A 19471-nucleotide genomic window follows, 5' to 3' on the forward strand; every position below is an offset into this window, starting at 1 on the left:
AGTATGCAACCTGTTGTCCCAACCAACCAACATCGCGATCACGGCCTGGACCTGCTCAAATGGCTGGCGATGCTGAGCATGGTGCTGGACCACTTGCGTTATGTGGGCTGGTCGCTGGATTTTCTCTACATCCCCGGCCGCATGGCTTTCCCGTGGTTTTGCCTGGCAATCGCCGCCAATGTTGCGCGCCGACCCGATACACCGCTGCGTCTGGCTTATCTGGGCTGGCTGGTGATGTTCTCGGTGCTGGCCGAATGGCCCTATCGGCTGTTCGTCGGCCCCGATGAGCCACTGAATGTGTTGCCGACCCTGGCCCTTGGCCTGCTGGTGGCTTCGGCCTGGCAGACACGCCAGCCACGGGCGCTGTGGTTGGGCGCCGGCGCTTTGCTGGCGGGCGCCCTGGCCTGGGATCAGCTGATGTTTGGCCTGCCCGGTGTATTGCTGCCGACGGTCTTTCTGGTGGTACTTGAGCGTCGGCCGGGATGGTCGATCCTGCCCGGGCTGGTCTGTCTGTTTGCCAACGAGTGGTATGTGATCATTCCCGCCGCCCGGCAATACAACTGGGTTGCCGCAGGCGGTGTACTGGCGTGCCTGATTGCGCCGTGGCTGGGCATGTCGCTAATGCGCAAGTGTCAGGGCCTGAAAGTACCGCCCATGCGCCGCTGGGCGTACCTCATCTACCCAGTTCATTTCATCCTGTTGCTGGGCTTGCGCTCAGTCATTTAGGGGCCTGCAGGGCTTTTCCACGAGGTTGTTCCCGGTGCGACAGGCGGCCATGTCGTAAACGCACCTTTGTGAGGCGTCCATAGGCATCTGAGTCGAACGCGCCAGCCCTACCATCGCGTTCAAAGGAGCACCGTGCCCACGGCTGCTTTGACCAGACATGCACAGGCGCCACGCCGCCGCAGGGAGAACCGCGATGTTCAGCAAACAAGATCAGATTCAGGGTTACGACGATGCACTGATGGCGGCCATCAATGCTGAAGAGCAGCGTCAGGAAGACCACATCGAGCTGATCGCTTCGGAAAACTACACCAGCCAGCGCGTGATGCAGGCCCAGGGCACCGGCTTGACCAACAAGTACGCCGAAGGCTACCCGGGCAAGCGCTACTACGGTGGCTGCGAGCACGTAGACAAGGTCGAAGCCTTGGCCATCGAACGCGCCAAGCAGCTGTTCGGCGCCGACTACGCCAACGTGCAGCCACACTCCGGCAGCCAGGCCAACGCCGCTGTCTACCTGGCGCTGCTGTCGGCCGGTGACACTGTGTTGGGCATGAGCCTGGCCCACGGCGGTCACCTGACCCACGGCGCCAAGGTCAGCTTCTCCGGCAAGCTGTACAACGCCGTGCAGTACGGCATCGACAACGACACCGGCCTGATCGACTACGACGAAGTCGAGCGCCTGGCGGTCGAGCACCAGCCGAAAATGATCATTGCCGGGTTCTCGGCCTACTCCAAGACCCTGGATTTCCCGCGTTTTCGCGAAATTGCCGACAAAGTCGGCGCTTATCTGTTCGTCGACATGGCCCACGTCGCCGGTCTGGTGGCAGCTGGCCTGTATCCGAACCCGCTGCCTTACGCCGACGTGGTCACCACCACCACCCACAAGACCCTGCGCGGTCCTCGCGGCGGTCTGATCCTGGCCAAGGCCAACGAAGCGCTGGAAAAGAAACTCAACGCCGCTGTGTTCCCCGGTGGCCAAGGCGGCCCGCTGATGCACGTGATCGCCGCCAAGGCCGTGTGCTTCAAGGAAGCGCTGGAGCCAGGCTTCAAGACCTACCAGCAGCAAGTGATCGACAACGCCCAGGCCATGGCTGGCGTGTTCATCAAGCGCGGCTACGATGTAGTGTCCGGCGGCACCGATAACCATCTGTTCCTGGTCAGCATGATTCGTCAGGGCATCACCGGCAAAGACGCCGACGCCGCGCTGGGCCGCGCTCACATCACCGTCAACAAGAACGCCGTGCCCAACGACCCGCAGTCGCCGTTCGTGACCTCGGGCCTGCGCATCGGCACCCCGGCGGTCACCACCCGTGGCTTCAAGGTGAGCCAGTGCGAAACTCTGGCCGGATGGATCTGCGACATCCTCGACCATCTGGGCGATGCCGACGTGGAAGCCAAGGTGGCCACCGACGTGGCTGCACTGTGCGCCGATTTCCCGGTTTACCGCTGAGAGTGGAGTAACGACTATGCAACGCTATTCAGGCTTCGGCCTTCTCAAGCACTCCCTCAGCCATCACGAGAACTGGCAGCGCATGTGGCGCACGCCGACTCCGAAGAAGGTCTACGACGTGATCATCGTCGGCGGTGGCGGCCATGGCCTGGCCACTGCCTACTACCTGGCCAAGGAACACGGCATCACCAACGTGGCCGTGGTCGAGAAGGGCTGGTTGGGCGGCGGTAACACCGCGCGCAACACCACCATCGTGCGCTCCAACTACCTGTGGGACGAGTCGGCTCACCTGTACGAACACGCCATGAAACTGTGGGAAGGACTGTCCCAGGACCTGAACTACAACGTCATGTTCTCCCAGCGCGGTGTCTACAACCTGTGCCACACCCTGCAAGACATGCGTGACTCCGAACGCCGGGTCAGCGCCAACCGCCTCAATGGCGTGGACGGCGAGCTGCTCAACGGCCAGCAGGTAGCGGACGAGATCCCGTACCTGGACTGCAGCAAGAACACCCGTTACCCGATCATCGGTGCCACCGTACAACGTCGCGGCGGCGTGGCCCGTCACGACGCCGTGGCCTGGGGCTTTGCCCGCGCCGCCGACGCCTTGGGCGTGGACCTGATCCAGCAGACCGAAGTGATCGGTTTCCGCAAGGAAAACGGTGTGTGCATCGGTGTCGAGACCAATAAAGGCTTTATCGGCGCCAAGCGCGTCGGCGTGGTCACCGCCGGTAACTCCGGGCACATGGCCAAGCTGGCCGGCTTCCGCCTGCCGGTGGAATCCCACCCGTTGCAGGCATTGGTGTCCGAGCCGATCAAGCCGATCATCGACAGCGTGATCATGTCCAACGCCGTGCACGGTTACATCAGCCAGTCCGACAAGGGCGACCTGGTGATCGGCGCCGGTATCGACAGCTGGGTCGGTTACGGCCAGCGCGGTTCGTACCCGGTGATCGAGCACACCATCCAGGCCATCGTCGAGATGTTCCCGGTGCTCTCGCGGGTGCGCATGAACCGTCAGTGGGGCGGCATCGTCGACACCACGCCGGACGCCTGCCCGATCATCTCCAAGACCCCGGTCCCGAACATGTTCTTCAACTGCGGTTGGGGCACCGGTGGCTTCAAGGCTACGCCGGGTTCAGGCAACGTCTTCGCCGCCAGCCTCGCCAAGGGTGAAATGCACCCGTTGGCCAAGCCGTTTTCCATCGACCGTTTCCACAACGGCGCCCTGATCGACGAACACGGCGCCGCCGCTGTCGCCCACTAACAGGAGAAATTCCCCATGTTGCATATCTTCTGTCCCCATTGCGGCGAATTGCGCTCCGAGGAAGAGTTCCACTGCTCCGGCCAGGCTCACATCCCGCGTCCTCTGGACCCGGGTGCCTGCACCGACGAACAGTGGGGCGACTACATGTTCTTTCGCGACAACCCGCGCGGGATTCACCACGAGCTGTGGATTCACGCCGCCGGCTGCCGCCAGTATTTCAACGCGACCCGCGACACGGTCACCTATGAAATCTACGAAACCTATCCGATCGGCAGCAAACCGCAAGTGACCGCCAAACCCGCGGGAGAAAACGCATGAGCCAGGTCAATCGCCTGTCCAACGGTGGTCGTATCGACCGCAGCAAAGTCCTGACCTTCACCTTCAACGGCCAGAGTTACAAAGGCTATGAAGGCGACAGCCTGGCCTCGGCATTGCTGGCCAACGGCGTCGACATCGTCGGGCGCAGCTTCAAGTACTCGCGCCCCCGCGGCATCTTCGCTGCCGGCAGCGAAGAGCCGAACGCGGTGTTGCAGATCGGCGCCACCGAAGCCACCCAGATTCCTAACGTGCGGGCAACCCAGCAAGCGCTGTATTCGGGCCTGGTGGCTACCAGCACCAACGGCTGGCCAAGCGTCAACACCGACATGATGGGGATTCTCGGCAAGGTCGGCGGCAAGCTGATGCCGCCGGGCTTCTACTACAAGACCTTCATGTACCCGCAGTCCTTCTGGATGACCTACGAGAAGTACATCCGCAAGGCCGCCGGTCTGGGCCGTTCGCCGACCGAAGTCGACCCGGACAGCTATGACAACATGAACCACCACTGCGACGTGCTGGTGGTAGGCGCTGGCCCAGCCGGCCTGGCCGCTGCACTGGCCGCTGGCCGCAGCGGTGCCCGGGTGATCGTGGCCGATGAACAGGAAGAGTTCGGCGGCAGCCTGCTGGACACCCGCGAAAGCCTCGATGGCAAGCCGGCCACCGAATGGGTCGCTGCCGTCGTCGCCGAGCTCAAGGGCCTGGATAACGTGATCCTGTTGCCACGGGCTACCGTGAACGGTTATCACGACCACAACTTTCTGACCATTCACGAGCGTCTGACCGACCACCTGGGTGATCGCGCGCCGATCGGCGTAGTACGTCAGCGCCTGCACCGTGTCCGTGCTGCCCGTGTGGTCCTGGCTACCGGTACGCACGAGCGGCCGCTGGTTTATGGCAACAATGACGTGCCGGGCAATATGCTGGCCGGTGCCGTTTCCACCTATGTGCGCCGTTATGGCGTGGCGCCGGGCAAAAAGCTGGTGCTCTCGACCAACAACGATTTCGCCTACCGCGTTGCGCTGGACTGGCTCGACGCTAGCCAGCAAGTGGTGGCCATCGCCGACGCGCGCCACAACCCGCGCGGCGCCCTGGTAGAAGAAGCCCGCGCCAAAGGCATCCGCATTCTGACCGGCAGCGCCGTAATCGAAACCCGTGGCAGCAAGCACGTCACCGGCGCCCGCGTGGCCGCCATCGACGTCCAGGCGCACAAGATCAGCAGCCCCGGCGAATGGCTGGACTGCGACCTGGTGGCCAGCTCCGGCGGCTACAGCCCGATCGTTCACCTGGCCTCGCACCTGGGTGGCAAGCCGATCTGGCGTGAAGACATCCTTGGTTTCGTGCCGGGCGATGCGCCGCAGAAACGCGTTTGCGTAGGCGGCGTCAATGGCGTCTACGCCTTGGCCGACACCTTGGCCGACGGCTTTGAAGGGGGCGTGCGCGCCGCTTCCGAGGCCGGCTTCAAACCGGTGGAAGGCGTGCTGCCCAAAGCCTTGGTCCGTCAGGAAGAACCGACCCTGGCCCTGTTCCAGGTGCCCCACGACAAAGCCACAGCCCGTGCGCCGAAGCAATTCGTCGACCTGCAGAACGACGTGACCGCTGCCGCCATCGAGCTGGCCACCCGTGAAGGCTTCGAATCGGTCGAGCACGTCAAGCGCTATACCGCGCTGGGCTTCGGTACCGATCAGGGCAAGCTGGGCAACATCAACGGTCTGGCCATCGCGGCCCGCAGCCGTGGCATCTCGATCACCGAGATGGGCACTACCATGTTCCGCCCGAACTACACCCCGGTAACCTTCGGCGCCATTTCCGGCCGTCACGCCGGTCACTTGTTCGAGCCGGTGCGCTACACCGCGCTGCAGTCCTGGCACGTGAAGAACGGTGCCGAGTTCGAAGACGTCGGTCAGTGGAAGCGCCCGTGGTACTTCCCGAAAACCGGCGAAAGCCTGCACACCGCCGTGGCCCGCGAGTGCAAGGCTGTGCGTGACAGCGTCGGCCTGCTGGACGCCTCGACCCTGGGCAAGATCGACATCCAGGGCCCGGACGCGCGTGAATTCCTCAACCGCATCTACACCAACGCCTGGACCAAACTGGACGTGGGCAAGGCGCGTTATGGCCTGATGTGCAAGGAAGACGGCATGGTCTTCGACGACGGTGTCACTGCCTGTCTCGCTGACAACCACTTCCTGATGACCACCACCACCGGCGGCGCCGCCCGTGTATTGCAATGGCTGGAGATCTATCAGCAGACCGAATGGCCTGACCTGAAAGTGTTCTTCACCTCGGTCACCGACCACTGGGCCACCCTGACCCTGTCGGGCCCCAACAGCCGCAAGCTGCTCAGCGAAGTCACCGAGATCGACCTGGACCGCGATGCGTTCCCGTTCATGACTTGGAAAGAAGGCCTGGTGGCCGGCGTGCCAGCCCGGGTGTTCCGTATCTCGTTCACCGGCGAGCTGTCCTACGAGGTCAACATCCAGGCCGACTACGCCATGGGTGTGCTGGAGAAAATCGCCGAGGCCGGCAAGAAGTACAACCTGACCCCTTACGGCACCGAGACCATGCACGTGCTGCGGGCCGAGAAGGGCTTCATCATCGTCGGTCAGGACACCGACGGTTCCATGACCCCGGATGACCTCAACATGGGCTGGTGCGTTGGCCGGACCAAGCCGTTCTCCTGGATCGGCTGGCGCGGCATGAACCGTGAAGACTGCGTGCGTGACCAGCGCAAGCAGCTGGTGGGCCTCAAGCCGATCGACCCGAACAAGTGGTTGCCGGAAGGCGCGCAGTTGGTGTTCGACCCGAAACAGTCGATCCCGATGACCATGGTCGGCCACGTGACCTCCAGTTATGCCAGCAACTCCCTGGGCTATTCGTTCGCCATGGGTGTGGTCAAGGGCGGTCTCAAGCGCATGGGCGAGCGGGTGTTCTCACCGCAGGCCGATGGCAGCGTGATCGAGGCCGAAATCGTTTCGTCGGTGTTCTTCGACCCGAAAGGCGAGCGGCAGAACATCTAACTACCCTGCCCCTACGAGGGGCAGTGGCAGCTTCAAAAGCATTCATGACAGGTGTCCAGCATGACCACAGTCAACGTATACCAGCAACGCCCGACTACCGGGGCCAAGGCCCAGGAGCCGCTGTTCCACTCCGACCTGGCGAGCCTGGTCGGCAAAGGCCGCAAGAACGCCGGCGTCATCCTGCGTGACAAGAAACTTCTCGGCCACCTGACCATTCGTGGCCACGGTACCGACGCCGCGTTCGCCAGTGCCGTGCAGCAAGCCACCGGCCTTGAACTGCCCAAAGCCCTGACCGTGGTCAGCAATGGCGATACCTCGCTGCAGTGGCTCGGCCCCGACGAGTGGCTGTTGATCGTTCCTGGCGGCGAAGAGCTGGCGGCCGAGCAGCGCCTGCGCGCGGCCTTCGGTGACCAGCACGTCGCCGTGGTCAATGTCAGCGGTGGCCAGTCCATCCTAGAACTCAGCGGCCCGAACGTGCGCGACGTGCTGATGAAGTCCACCAGCTACGACGTGCACCCGAACAATTTTCCTGTGGGCAAAGCGGTCGGCACCGTGTTCGCCAAATCCCAACTGGTGATTCGCCGCACCGGTGAAGAGACCTGGGAATTGCTGGTGCGCCGCAGCTTCTCCGACTACTGGTGGTTGTGGCTGCAGGATGCCGCCGCCGAATACGGCCTGGAAGTGCGCGCATGAGCCGCGCGCCGGATACCTGGATTCTCACGGCCGACTGCCCCAGTGTGCTCGGTACTGTGGATGCGGTGACGCGCTACCTGTTCGAACAGGGTTGCTATGTCACCGAGCACCACTCGTTTGACGATCAGCTGTCGGCGCGCTTTTTCATCCGGGTCGAGTTTCGTCAGCCCGACGGTTTTGACGAACAGACTTTCCGCGACGGCCTGGCCGAGCGCGGGTCGTTGTTCGGCATGGTCTTTGAACTGACGCCGCCGCAGTATCGGCCCAAGGTGGTGATCATGGTCTCCAAGGCCGATCACTGCCTCAATGACTTGCTGTACCGCCAGCGCATCGGCCAATTGGCCATGGACGTGGTGGCGGTGATCTCAAACCACCCGGACCTGGAACCCTTGGCCCGCTGGCATGAGATCCCCTATTACCATTTCGCCCTGGACCCCAAGGACAAGCCTGCCCAGGAGCGCAAAGTGCTCAAGGTGATCGAAAAAACCGGTGCCGAGCTGGTGATTCTTGCGCGCTACATGCAAGTGCTGTCACCGGAACTGTGCCGCCAACTCGACGGCCGCGCGATCAACATCCATCATTCCCTGCTGCCCGGTTTCAAAGGCGCCAAGCCTTATCACCAGGCCTATGACAAGGGCGTGAAACTGGTGGGCGCCACCGCTCACTACATCAACAATGATCTCGACGAAGGTCCGATCATCACCCAGGGCGTGGAAGTGGTGGACCACAGCCACTACCCTGAAGACCTGATCGCCAAGGGCCGCGACATCGAGTGCCAGACCCTGGCGCGTGCGGTGGGCTACCATCTTGAGCGTCGTGTGTTCCTCAATTCCAGTCGGACGGTGGTGTTGTAACGCTCCCACAACACCCTCGCCAGGCCGCACAGAAAACCGCAACAAAGCAGTAACCAAAGCTCATAAGAATAATCAGCGAGGTGAAAGCAATGTCAGGTAATCGTGGAGTGGTGTATCTCGGCTCCGGCAAGGTCGAAGTACAAGGTATCGAATTTCCGAAAATGCAGGACCCCCGAGGGCGACGTATCGAACACGGCGTGATCCTGCGGGTGGTGTCCACCAACATCTGTGGCTCCGACCAGCACATGGTACGCGGCCGTACCACGGCTCAAGTGGGGCTGGTGCTGGGCCACGAAATCACCGGCGAGGTGATCGAGGCCGGGCGTGACGTGGAAAATCTCAAGATCGGCGACCTGGTTTCGGTGCCGTTCAACGTGGCGTGCGGCCGCTGCCGTTCCTGCAAGGAACAACACACCGGGGTCTGCCTGACCGTCAACCCGGCTCGTCCGGGCGGCGCCTATGGCTATGTCGACATGGGCGACTGGGTCGGCGGCCAGGCCGAGTACGTGCTCGTCCCCTATGCCGACTTCAACCTGCTGAAATTCCCTGACCGCGACCGCGCCATGGAAAAGATCCGCGACCTGACCTGCCTGTCGGACATTTTGCCGACCGGGTACCACGGTGCCGTTACAGCCGGTGTCGGCCCGGGTAGTACCGTGTATGTCGCCGGTGCAGGCCCCGTGGGGCTGGCCGCTGCGGCCTCGGCGCGACTGCTGGGCGCGGCGGTGGTCATCGTCGGCGACGTCAACCCGGTACGCCTGGCCCATGCCAAGGCTCAGGGCTTCGAAATTGCCGATCTGTCCACCGACACGCCGTTGCATGAGCAGATCGCCGCGCTGCTGGGCGAGCCAGAAGTGGATTGCGCCGTGGACGCCGTGGGCTTCGAAGCCCGCGGTCATGGCCATGCAGGGGCCAAGGAAGAAGCTCCGGCCACGGTGCTCAACTCTCTGATGGGGGTGGTGCGGGTGGCGGGCAAGATCGGCATTCCCGGCCTGTACGTCACTGATGATCCTGGCGCCGTAGACGCTGCGGCCAAGGTCGGTGCGCTGAGCATTCGCTTTGGTCTGGGCTGGGCCAAGTCCCACAGCTTCCACACCGGCCAGACGCCAGTGATGAAGTACAACCGCCAGCTCATGCAGGCGATCCTCTGGGACCGCATCAACATCGCCGAAGTGGTGGGGGTGCAGGTCATCAGCCTGGATCAGGCGCCGACCGGGTACAGCGAATTTGATGCCGGCGTGCCGAAGAAATTCGTGATCGACCCGCACAAGTTGTTCAGCCCGGCCTGACACGCCTTGTAGGACCGAGCTTGCTCGGGAACCGGCGTGCCTCGGTCTCCCGAGCAAGCTCGATCTTGCGAGCGTGATTGTTACCTCCTCCGCAACAGTGTTTCTCCCTCCCCATGAATGACAATTTGTCGCAGGTGCCCTGCGTCTTTGTTAAACTTCGTGAAACTAACTAACCAGTTAATACCTAATCCATTTGGCTAGCACTGCCCCTAGCGGTCGCTCCAATTGCGAATCCCTGCACTATTCTGAAATTTCCCAACCCGTTCATGCGTTATCAGGATCTGCCTAATCATGACTAAATCTCCGTCTTCGGCAGCCGTCACTCGCTGGCCTATCTGGCTCGCAGTGTTCGGCATGCTGGTATTTGGATTGCCGTTCGCCATCGGTGGTGGCTATCTGGTATCGCTGCACGGCAGCTGGTACTTCCTCCTCGCCGGTATCGGCCTGCTGGTCTGCGCCGTGCTGCTGTGCAAGCAACGTCTGGCCGGTGCCTGGCTGTTCGCCGCGATCATGGTCCTGACCCTCATCTGGGCCGTAGCCGATGCGGGCCTGAACTTCTGGCCGCTGGTGTCGCGTCTGTTCGCGCCGGGCGTGCTCGCCCTGGTCGTCGCACTGGTCTACCCGACCCTGCGCCGCAACAACGGCCTGTCCGGCAATGGCGGTTATGCGTTGGGCGGCGTACTCGCCGTGGCGCTGGTGGCCGGCGGCTGGGGTATGTTCATCCCCCACGATCCGATTTCGCCGACTGGCACTGGCCCCGGCCTGACCAAGGTCGACCCGGCCAACGCGCAGAAAAACTGGTCGCAGTACGGTAACGACACCGGTGGCAGCCGCTTTGCCGCTTTGGATCAGATCAATCGCGACAACGTCTCCAAGCTGGTACCCGTGTGGACCACCCACACCGGCGACGTCGCGATCAGTGACGGCAACGGTGCGGAAGACCAGAACACCCCGTTGCAGATCGGCGACAAGGTGTTTGTCTGCACCCCGCACAACAACATCCTGGCGCTGGATGCCGACACCGGCAAACAGATCTGGAAAGCTGACATCAATGCCAAGAGCAAGGTCTGGCAGCGCTGCCGTGGCCTGGCTTACTTCGATGCTACTGCGCCTGTCGCTCAGCCAACCGACGGCAGCACGCCGACCACTGCGGTCACTGTACCGGCCGGTGCCAACTGCCAACGTCGCCTGCTGACCAACACCATCGATGCTCGCCTGATTGCCGTCGACGCTGACACCGGCGCGCTGTGCCAGGGCTTCGGCACCAACGGCCAGGTCGATCTTAAAGCGGGCCTGGGCGATGTCCCGGACTCCTACTACCAACTGTCGTCGCCGCCCCTGATGGCCGGCACCACCGTCGTGGTCGGTGGCCGTGTGGCCGACAACGTCCAGACCGACATGCCGGGCGGCGTGATCCGTGGTTTTGACGTGGTGACTGGCGCCATGCGCTGGGCCTTCGACCCGGGCAACCCGCAGGACAAGCAAGCTCCCGCAGCTGGCAAGACCTATGTGCGCAGTACCCCGAACAGCTGGGCGCCGATGTCCTATGACCCGGCCATGAACACCGTGTTTCTGCCCATGGGCAGCCCGTCCACCGACATCTGGGGGGTTGAACGTACTCAGCTGAACCACAAATACGGTGCTTCGATTCTGGCGGTCAACGCCACCACCGGTGCCGAGAAGTGGGTCTACCAGACCGTTCACAACGACCTGTGGGACTTCGACCTGCCGATGCAGCCGACCCTCAGCGACTTCACCAAGGCTGACGGCACCCGAGTTCCGGCCGTGATCATCGGCACCAAGGCCGGCCAGATCTACGTGCTGGACCGCGCCACCGGCCAACCGCTGACTGAAGTCAAGGAAGTCCCGGTCAAGGCCGCCGACATCCCGAACGAACCGTACTCGCCGACCCAGCCGATGTCAGTGGGCATGCCACAAATCGGTGTGCCGCACTTCACCGAATCGGACATGTGGGGCGCGACCCCGTTCGACCAGTTGCTGTGCCGGATCTCGTTCAAGAAAATGCGTTATGACGGCCTGTATACCGCGCCGGGCACCGACGTGTCCCTGAGCTTCCCGGGTTCTTTGGGTGGCATGAACTGGGGCGGTATCTCCACCGACCCGGTGCACGGTTTCATCTTCGTCAACGACATGCGTCTGGGCCTGTGGAGCCAGATGGTGCCGCAACAACGTGATGCCAAGACCTCGTCGGGTGGCGAGTCGATCAACACCGGCATGGGCGCCGTACCGCTCAAAGGCACGCCGTACGCGGTAAACAAGAACCGCTTCCTGTCGGTGGCCGGCATCCCGTGCCAGGCACCGCCATTTGGCACGTTGACCGCCATCGACATGAAAACCCGGAAGATCGCCTGGCAGGTACCGGTCGGTACCGTCGAGGACACCGGTCCCATGGGCATCAAGATGCACCTGAAACTGCCGATTGGCATGCCCACCCTGGGTGGCACGCTGTCGACTCAAGGTGGCCTGGTCTTCATTGCCGGTACCCAGGACTACTACCTGCGTGCGTTCAACTCGGCCACCGGTCAGGAAGCATGGAAAGCCCGTCTGCCTGTGGGTAGCCAGGGCGGCCCGATGACTTATGTTTCGCCGAAAACCGGCAAGCAGTACATCATCATCACCGCCAGCGGTGCGCGTCAGTCGCCGGACCGCAGTGATCTGGTGATTGCTTACGCTTTGCCGGACAGCAAGTAACAGAAATACACGCCGCGGTCAGATCCACGACCGCGGTGTCTGCTTCTTTCTATACGACCGAGCTTGCTCGGGAACAACACTGCGCGCGATGATCGGCCTGTCGCGGCGTCTGGTTCCCGAGCGAGCTTGATCCTGCCGTTCAAACTCCCGCCAACACCCCTTTATACAAAACCGCCCCCGTCGGCTTGCCACTCGGTGACCCACCCTTGGGTTCCTGGGTGATCGCAATCGTCACCGCACTGCCCAACAGCGCCTGCTGGCGCTCATCCAGCAGCACTTTTCCCTTGCCCTGAGTCGGCACCACGCCCAGTGACACCGGCACCCCATTGGCCGGAATGACCCACAACTCCAGGCTGTGATCATCGGCCGTGGCGGCCAGATGCAGCGGTTCCAGCTGCAGGTGATCGTGGAATGCCTGTACCCGCAAGGCCGCCTGTTCGCCCGCGTCGGTCAAGATCACGCTGTACTGTGCCGGTTCCGGACGCAACAAGAGCCCCACACCGATCACCAGCACCACCCCGGCGGCCATGGCCAGCTGGCGCCAGCGCCGAGCCCGGGGCACCGTCAAGAGCGGCGGTTCGATGCGCGCCACGATGGCACGCCAGACATGGCTGGGCACCGGTTCTTCGGGCAGGTTTTCGGTCAGGCTCGCAAGGGCGATGTGCCATTGCGCGACTTCCGTGCGCAGGGCGGCGTCTGTCGCCAACAAGCGTTCGAAGCGGCGCCGTGCCGCCGGCGCCATCAGGCCGATGACATAATCACTGGCCAGCGCGCGACGTAATTCGGGACGTTGGTAGTTCATGATTCAAGGCACCTGCGTAAACGCTCCATGCCGCGACGAATCCAGGATTTGATCGAGCCCAGGGGCGCCGCCATGTTCAGCGCCAGATCAGCGTTGGACAGGCCATGGAAATAGGCCGTAAGAATGGCCTGGCGCTGCTGGCCTTCCAGCGTTTCCAGGCAACGGTTCAAGGCTGTGGTATCACGGGCCGTGTTCAGTTGCTCGAACGCCGAGGGACTGTCATCGGGAACCGATTGCAGTTGGTCATCGTCCATGGGCGCTTCCTGGCGCTTGCGCAACAGGTCGATGGCCAGGTGGCGGGTGATGTTGATCATCCAGGTCATGGGCGCCGACAGCTCGCTGTCAAAGCGCGCCGCATGGTGCCAGATGCGCACGAAGCTTTCCTGTACCACTTCCTCGGCCAGCTCGCGCCGACCGACACAGCGCAGTGCCACCCCGTGCAGGCGCGGCGCTACGTTGTGGTAGAGGCGCTCGAAGGCTCGGCGGTCACCCTGTGCACAGGCGCCGAGCAACTGCTGAAGTAAATCGTTTTCGCCGAGTCGAATCATCTATCAGCTCTTGGGCATGAGGACCTTGTCGATGACGTGGATCACGCCGTTGGACTGGTACACATCATAGGTGCTGATGTCGGCGGTCATGCCTTTTTCGTCCATCAGCACGATATTGTGCGGACCGTTCATTTTCACCCAGAGCTTGCCGCCCGCCACGGTGGTCAGCTCAGCCTTGCCGCCGCCCGCCTTGATGCGTTTTTCCAGTTCCATCATGTCCAGTTTGCCGGCCACTACGTGGTAGGTGAGGATGTGGGTCAGGGTCGCCTTGTTTTCGGGCTTGAGCAGGGTGTCCACGGTGCCGGCGGGCAGGGCGGCGAAGGCCGAGTTGACCGGGGCGAAGACGGTGAACGGGCCTTTGCCCTTGAGTGTCTCGACCAGGCCGGCGGCTTTCACGGCGGCGACCAGGGTGGTGTGGTCCGCCGAGTTGACCGCGTTATCGATGATGTCCTTCTGCGGCATCATGGCCTGCCCGCCCACCATCACTGAATTCATGGACATCTCGGCCGCTTGAGCGGGAAGTGCCATCAGGCCGCCGCAAAGGGCCAGGGTCAGAATGCTGCCGAGCATTGGAGCCTTGAGCGAAGTACGAATCATGGAAGTCTTCCTTATCGTTGGGCGGACAGATTTTTGTCCGTGATCGGTATACGCAGCGGCCCGGCAATTGGATGCACAGCATCTGAAATGTTTTTTCGGGAACATAATGGGCCGAGTTGGATCGAAACGACGATTTTGCCGTGCGCTCTGCCGAGCCGTGGCTTCACGCACAAGAGGGAAGGGAATGAAGATTTTTCAGGGTATGGCGCTGGTTTCGCTGATGGCTGTCGCGGCCAGTCCGGCGTGGGCGTTCAATCTCAACGATGCGGTCAATGCCGCGTCTACCCTCAATGGCAACAACAGCGGGGGCGCAGCGGCTGTGGGTTCGACCCCGCAGGCAGCCGGCCTGCTCAACAACCTGGGCAGCCAGCTCAAGGTGACCCCGCAGCAGGCCGTGGGCGGGACCGGCGCGATGCTCGGCCTGGCCAAGAACAAGCTGCAACCTTCGCAGTATTCCGAGCTGACTCAGAAAGTGCCGGGGTTGGACAGCCTGTCTGGCAGCAATGCCTTGGGCAGCCTGCTGGGCAACAGCAGTGGCAAGGAATCGGCGCTTAACAACACGCTGGGTAACGTGAAAAGCACCAGCGACATGAACAGTGCCTTCAGCGCCCTGGGCATGAAGAGCGGCATGGTCAGCCAGTTTGCGCCGGTGATTCTGCAGTATCTGGGGCAGCAGGGCGTCGGCGGTGGCGTGCTGAGCAGCCTGGGCAGCATCTGGGGAACGAAGTAACGGAGCGGCTGCTACGACGTTTTCAACGCTGCAATCCGCTCATCCTTGTCCCGCCACATCTGATTGACCCAGCCCTGCACGTGTTGGCGAAACACTGGGTCGTTTTCGTAATCCCCTTGCCACAGGCCGGGGTCGATGTCGCGCGCCTGGATATCGATGATGACCTTGGGCACCTTGCCGCAGCACAGGTCCCAGAAGCCCGGAATGCCGGCGCCGGGATAGACCACGGTGACGTCCAGCAAGCGGTCAAGCTGCTCGCCCATGGCCGCCAGCACGAAGGCCACGCCGCCGGCCTTGGGCTGTAACAGGTAGCGATAGGGTGACGCCTGTTTAGCGTGCTTGGCGGCGGTGAAGCGGGTGCCTTCCAGATAGTTGACCACGGTCACCGGCTGGCGCTTGAATAACTCGCAGGCGGCCTGGGTAATTTCAAGGTCGTGGCCCTTGAGCTCCGGGTGGCGTTCCACGAAGGCCTTGCTGTAGCGTTTCATGAACGGGTAGTCCAATGCCCACCAGGCCAGACCGAGAAAGGGTACCCAGATGAGCTCCCTCTTCAGGAAAAACTTGAAGAACGGTGCCTGGCGATTGAGCGCCTGGATCAACGCCGGAATATCGACCCAGGACTGATGATTGCAGACCACCAGATAGGACGTGTCTGTGCGCAGGCCCTCGGCGCCCCGTATTTCCCAACGGGTGGGAATGCACACCGCGAATATCAGCTTGTCGATCTCCGCCCAGGTCTCGGCGATCCACATCACCCCCGCCGACGCGTAGTCGCGCATGTAACCGGAGAACACCAGTTTCATCAGCGCGAACACCAGCAACGGCCCGATCAGTACCACGGTGTTGAGCAACAGCAGCAGGACCACCAGACAACCCTTGCAGAAACGACGCATGAACGACTCGTGAAGTGACGAAAAGGTCGGCAATCATAAGCACCTGGGCGGCCGGAGCCAAACTTAGATCGGCGGGCGGGAGTGTTCCATGGACGGCCGCTGCTCGACCACCGCGTACCAGGCAGCCAGCTGTGGATAACGCTGGCGCCAGCTCAGCTGCGGCTGACGGAAATCCAGATACCCCAGCACGCAGGCCACGCCGATACTGGCCAGGTCGAAACTCGCTTCCAGCTCGGCGAGGCATTCGCGCTCCAGATAGGCCAGCCCCCGTTCGATCTTCTCGCTCTGACCCTCCAGCCACAGCGCCCAATGTTTCTCTTCCGGGCGCAGGGCGTGCTCGTAGCGAATCAACAGGGCCGCATCGAGCATCCCATCGGCCAGCGAACCGAGGGTCAGGCGGCGCCACCGTGCAGCCCCGACCGCCGGTAGCAACGGGGCGGTGGAGTGTCGGGAATCGAGGTACTCGCAGATCACCCGGCTGTCATAAAGCACCTCTCCATTCGCCAGCACCAGGGCGGGCAGCTTGCCCAACGGGTTGGCTTGCACCAGTTCCGCTTCCGGCGTGACCGGGGTGGGTTGGATCGCTTTGAGGGTGACCTGATCCAACTGGCCGATTTCGTCGAGCAGCACGCGTACTTTGCGGGCGAAGGGTGAACCGGCGTTGAAGTAGAGGGTCATGCTGGGCACGGACATTGAGAAGCCTCGGCAGGGTTGAGCGGCTATTTATAGCACCGCTGGCGTTATCTGCCCTACAGGCCGGGCGCATTCTGACGCCGCCGCCATTGGCTCAGGTGCTCGGTCAGTTCCTCGACCGTGTGCAGTTCCTGGCGTCGGGCGTGGCTGAGCAACACCAGCATCAGTTCAGCCGTGACCATGGCATCGGCAGCAGCATGGTGGCGTTCTTCGGCCTGCAAGCCGAACACCCGTGCCCAGCCATCCAGGCCGGCTTCACGGGGCGCCTTGTCCGGAAGCAAGAGCGGCGCCAGCTCGGCGATGTCCAGTACTTCTGCGCGCCAGCGATAACCCAGGTGTCGCTTGATGGCACGGGCCAGCATGCGCTGGTCGAACGGTGCGTGAAACGCCAGCAGGCGGCAGCTGCCGACGAACTCGAGGAAGTCCAGCAGCGCCTCGGCCGGGTCGGTTCCGGCCGCCAGCTCGCTGGGCCCCAGGCCATGGATCAGCACGCTGGGCCCGGTGTGGGAGGCATGGTGCAGGAGCGTGCGTTCAAAGGGCTGGGAGAAGTCGATGGCGCCGTCCTCGATGACCACGGCGCCGATGGACAGTACCTCGTCACGCTGGACGTTGAGACCGGTGGTTTCGACATCCACCACTACCCAGCGCTGTTGGCGCAGCTCACCTTGGCCTGGCCGGTCACCGGCCGGCAGGGCGTCCAGACGCTGGCGCTGGGAAGCGCTCACGGTCATTTCGGATTTGCGCCACCAGTGCAGCAGGCTCACAACTGATACCGCAAGGTCAGGCTGGCTTGCAGTCGCTGGGCCTGGCGCAGGGATTCGCGCAGGATACGCCGGTCCAGGTGATTGAGGCTGTCAGGGTCCAGGCGGTTGGACCAAGGCAGATTCTCCCGGCTTTGCAACTGATGCTGTTGCATGCGGGTCTGCTGGATGAAGTGGTACGCCTCTTCGAAGGCGGCGCCGTCCTGAGGGTCGATCACCTGGCGCTTGACCAGCTCGCGCAGGCGTTCGAGGGTGTTGCCGACCTCGACACCGTTGGCCAGGGCCAGCAGCCTGGCGCCGTCGACAAATGGCATCAACCCTTGGGCTTTGAGGTCGAGAGTGGCGGTACGCTCGCTGCCTTTGCGGCTCAGGACAAAATCTCGGAAGCGTCCCACCGGTGGCTTCTGGCGCAAGGCATTTTCCGCCAGCAAACGCTGAAACAGGCGGTTGTCGGCCACCTGCCGGAGGATCTCGCCACGCAGCCGTTCGCAGCCCTGGGCATCACCCCAGACCACCCGCAGGTCGAAATAGATGCTCGAGCCCAGCAGGTTGTCCGGGGTCGCCTCGCGGATGAAAGTGGCAAAGCGCCGCGACCACTCGGCTTGGGACAGGCAGAGCTGCGGGTTGCCGGCCATGACATTGCCTTTGCACAGGGCGAAGCCGCATTGCGCCAGGCTCAGGTTGATCTGTTGAGCGATGGGCAGCAGCTTGCCGCGCAACTCGGCGGCATGGGCACTGTCGCGGGCGTCAAAGAGGATACCGTTGTCCTGATCGGTGAACAGCGTCTGCTCGCCCCGGCCCTCGCTGCCGAAGCACAGCCAGCTGAAGGGGATGCCGGGGTCGCCGTGGCTCTCCAGCACCAGCTCGATAACCCGTGACACCGTCTGGTCGTTGAGCAGGGTGATAATGCGGGTGATCTGGGTCGACGACGCGCCGTGGGCGAGCATGCGCTCCACCAACTGGCCGATCTCGCCGCGCACGGTGATCAAGGGGTCCAGATGCGCGGCGTTACGAATGGTCCGCGCCAGATGGACCAGGTCGACCCGTTGCAGCGAGAACAGGTCGCGCTCGGAGACCACACCGCAGAGGCGCCCGTCCCGTACCAGGCAAACATGGGCGATATGCCGCTCGGTCATGGCAATGGCGGCATCGAAGGCGCTGGCATCGGGGCTGAGGGAGAATGGCGTCTGGGTCATGCTGGCGGCAATAGGCCGTGTGAAATCGGGGCCACCGTCGGCCACCACCTGGCGCAGGTCGCGCAGGGTGAAGATGCCTTTGGGACGCTTGTCCGGGTCGACGATGACGATGCTGCCGACCTGCTGCTCATGCATGGCTCGCACGGCGTCGCGCAGCGGGGTTTCGGCGGTGCAGGTGATGGGGTGGCGCATGGCCAGTTCGCCCAGGCGCGTGTTCAGGGAGTACTGGTTGCCCAAGGTTTGCGCCGCTTGGCGCTGAACCTCGCGGTTGACCTGATCCAGCAGGCTGCTGACACCGCGCAGGGCGAAATCGCGAAACGGGCTGGACAAGCCCATGACCCTGATGAACGCCGGCTTGGGCAGTTGCAGGCAGAAGGTGTCCAGTGCGGCCAGATGTTCGGTCCGGGTGGCGCGCTCGCCGAGCAGGGCGGCCAGCGGAAAGCACTCGCCAGCGGCGATTTCAAAGGTGGTTTCATTACCGCGTCGGGCGCTGTGGGGCCGCTCGCCGACCACGCTGCCCTGTTTGACGACGTAGAAATGCTCTACAGGCCCATCCGCCGGCTTGATGATGCTGTCGCCGGCGACATAGAAACGCAGCTGGCACTGTTCCACCAGGTACGCCAGGTGTGCCTGTTCCATCTGATTGAACGGTGGGAATCGCTGCAGAAACCGCAGTGTGCCGTGGACGTTCTGCAGTACCGCCGTCTTGCCGGCGAGGGCAAAGGCGTCCGCTTTGTTCATGGGTGGCGTCCCGATCTATTGTTGTGTGCCCATGGTCGGCCGCTCTGGCGCGGGTGCCCATTGGACGTAAGTCTAAAAAAATACTTCTAGTGGCGTGCAATCAACCGCATCATGGACGGTCTAGAGCAAACGATCCGATGAAGTGCGCCGGGGCTACTCCCGACGCTTCGGATTTGATCAGGTGATGAAA

Annotated in this window: 17 protein-coding genes; 10 read left to right on the plus strand and 7 right to left on the minus strand. The window is 62.8% G+C overall.

Annotation, left to right across the window (positions count from 1 at the left end):
* The first annotated feature begins 3 nt into the window (after positions 1-3).
* From HB675_RS12030 to HB675_RS12070, 9 genes are all read left to right on the plus strand, one after another.
* The gene (locus tag HB675_RS12030) at positions 4-726 is read left to right on the plus strand and encodes a TraX family protein (RefSeq protein WP_213878535.1); all 723 of its coding nucleotides are present in this window, start codon (positions 4-6) and stop codon (positions 724-726) included.
* A 193-nt stretch (positions 727-919) separates the two neighbouring features.
* The gene (glyA, locus tag HB675_RS12035; protein ID WP_213878536.1) at positions 920-2173 is read left to right on the plus strand and encodes a serine hydroxymethyltransferase; all 1254 of its coding nucleotides are present in this window, start codon (positions 920-922) and stop codon (positions 2171-2173) included.
* Positions 2174-2189: 16 nt separating this feature from the next.
* The gene (locus tag HB675_RS12040; protein ID WP_213878537.1) at positions 2190-3440 is read left to right on the plus strand and encodes a sarcosine oxidase subunit beta; all 1251 of its coding nucleotides are present in this window, start codon (positions 2190-2192) and stop codon (positions 3438-3440) included.
* A 15-nt stretch (positions 3441-3455) separates the two neighbouring features.
* On the plus strand, positions 3456-3758 hold the full coding sequence (locus HB675_RS12045; RefSeq protein ID WP_213878538.1) for a sarcosine oxidase subunit delta: 303 nt from the start codon (positions 3456-3458) through the stop codon (positions 3756-3758).
* Positions 3755-6772, plus strand: coding sequence for a sarcosine oxidase subunit alpha (locus HB675_RS12050; protein WP_213878539.1), 3018 nt, complete (start codon positions 3755-3757; stop codon positions 6770-6772). The genes HB675_RS12045 and HB675_RS12050 overlap by 4 nt, the downstream gene beginning before the upstream one ends.
* 60 nt (positions 6773-6832) lie before the next feature.
* Positions 6833-7465 (plus strand): sarcosine oxidase subunit gamma family protein, encoded by a 633-nt coding sequence (soxG, locus tag HB675_RS12055; RefSeq protein WP_213878540.1) that lies wholly within the window; start codon positions 6833-6835, stop codon positions 7463-7465.
* Positions 7462-8319: a formyltetrahydrofolate deformylase gene (gene purU, locus HB675_RS12060; RefSeq protein ID WP_213878541.1), complete on the plus strand. Its 858-nt coding sequence runs from the start codon at positions 7462-7464 to the stop codon at positions 8317-8319. The genes soxG and purU overlap by 4 nt, the downstream gene beginning before the upstream one ends.
* A gap of 89 nt (positions 8320-8408) precedes the next feature.
* Positions 8409-9608, plus strand: a complete 1200-nt coding sequence (fdhA, locus tag HB675_RS12065) for a formaldehyde dehydrogenase, glutathione-independent (RefSeq protein ID WP_213878542.1) — start codon at positions 8409-8411, stop codon at positions 9606-9608.
* A gap of 291 nt (positions 9609-9899) precedes the next feature.
* Complete coding sequence (locus tag HB675_RS12070; RefSeq protein ID WP_213878543.1) at positions 9900-12320, plus strand: glucose/quinate/shikimate family membrane-bound PQQ-dependent dehydrogenase; 2421 nt, start codon at positions 9900-9902, stop codon at positions 12318-12320.
* Between the two features lie 139 nt (positions 12321-12459).
* On the opposite strand, the gene HB675_RS12075 is transcribed toward HB675_RS12070, so the two are convergent.
* Genes HB675_RS12075 through HB675_RS12085 form a run of 3 tightly spaced genes read right to left on the minus strand, consistent with a single transcriptional unit; the run spans position 12460 to position 14267 of the window.
* Positions 12460-13122 carry an anti-sigma factor gene (locus HB675_RS12075; protein ID WP_213878544.1) on the minus strand — a complete coding sequence of 221 codons (663 nt, stop codon included), beginning with the start codon at positions 13120-13122 and terminating at the stop codon, positions 12460-12462.
* Positions 13119-13670 carry a sigma-70 family RNA polymerase sigma factor gene (locus tag HB675_RS12080; protein ID WP_213878545.1) on the minus strand — a complete coding sequence of 184 codons (552 nt, stop codon included), beginning with the start codon at positions 13668-13670 and terminating at the stop codon, positions 13119-13121. Before HB675_RS12080 ends, HB675_RS12075 begins: the two co-directional genes overlap by 4 nt.
* 3 nt (positions 13671-13673) lie before the next feature.
* Complete coding sequence (locus tag HB675_RS12085; protein WP_213878546.1) at positions 13674-14267, minus strand: fasciclin domain-containing protein; 594 nt, start codon at positions 14265-14267, stop codon at positions 13674-13676.
* Positions 14268-14451: 184 nt separating this feature from the next.
* On the opposite strand from HB675_RS12085, the gene HB675_RS12090 reads away from it, so the two are divergent.
* Complete coding sequence (locus HB675_RS12090; protein WP_213878547.1) at positions 14452-14997, plus strand: DUF2780 domain-containing protein; 546 nt, start codon at positions 14452-14454, stop codon at positions 14995-14997.
* Between the two features lie 11 nt (positions 14998-15008).
* On the opposite strand, the gene HB675_RS12095 is transcribed toward HB675_RS12090, so the two are convergent.
* The 4 genes from HB675_RS12095 to HB675_RS12110 form a co-directional block, all read right to left on the minus strand.
* Positions 15009-15890, minus strand: a complete 882-nt coding sequence (locus HB675_RS12095; RefSeq protein ID WP_213878548.1) for an acyltransferase — start codon at positions 15888-15890, stop codon at positions 15009-15011.
* Between the two features lie 63 nt (positions 15891-15953).
* Positions 15954-16583, minus strand: a complete 630-nt coding sequence (locus HB675_RS12100; protein ID WP_213878549.1) for a glutathione S-transferase — start codon at positions 16581-16583, stop codon at positions 15954-15956.
* A 56-nt stretch (positions 16584-16639) separates the two neighbouring features.
* The gene (locus HB675_RS12105) at positions 16640-17347 is read right to left on the minus strand and encodes an exonuclease domain-containing protein (RefSeq protein ID WP_213878550.1); all 708 of its coding nucleotides are present in this window, start codon (positions 17345-17347) and stop codon (positions 16640-16642) included.
* Positions 17344-19281: a putative nucleotidyltransferase substrate binding domain-containing protein gene (locus HB675_RS12110; RefSeq protein ID WP_213878551.1), complete on the minus strand. Its 1938-nt coding sequence runs from the start codon at positions 19279-19281 to the stop codon at positions 17344-17346. Before HB675_RS12110 ends, HB675_RS12105 begins: the two co-directional genes overlap by 4 nt.
* Positions 19282-19471: the final 190 nt, after the last annotated feature.

The sequence above is a fragment of the Pseudomonas sp. dw_358 genome (assembly GCF_018449655.1).
Taxonomy (GTDB): Bacteria; Pseudomonadota; Gammaproteobacteria; order Pseudomonadales; family Pseudomonadaceae; genus Aquipseudomonas.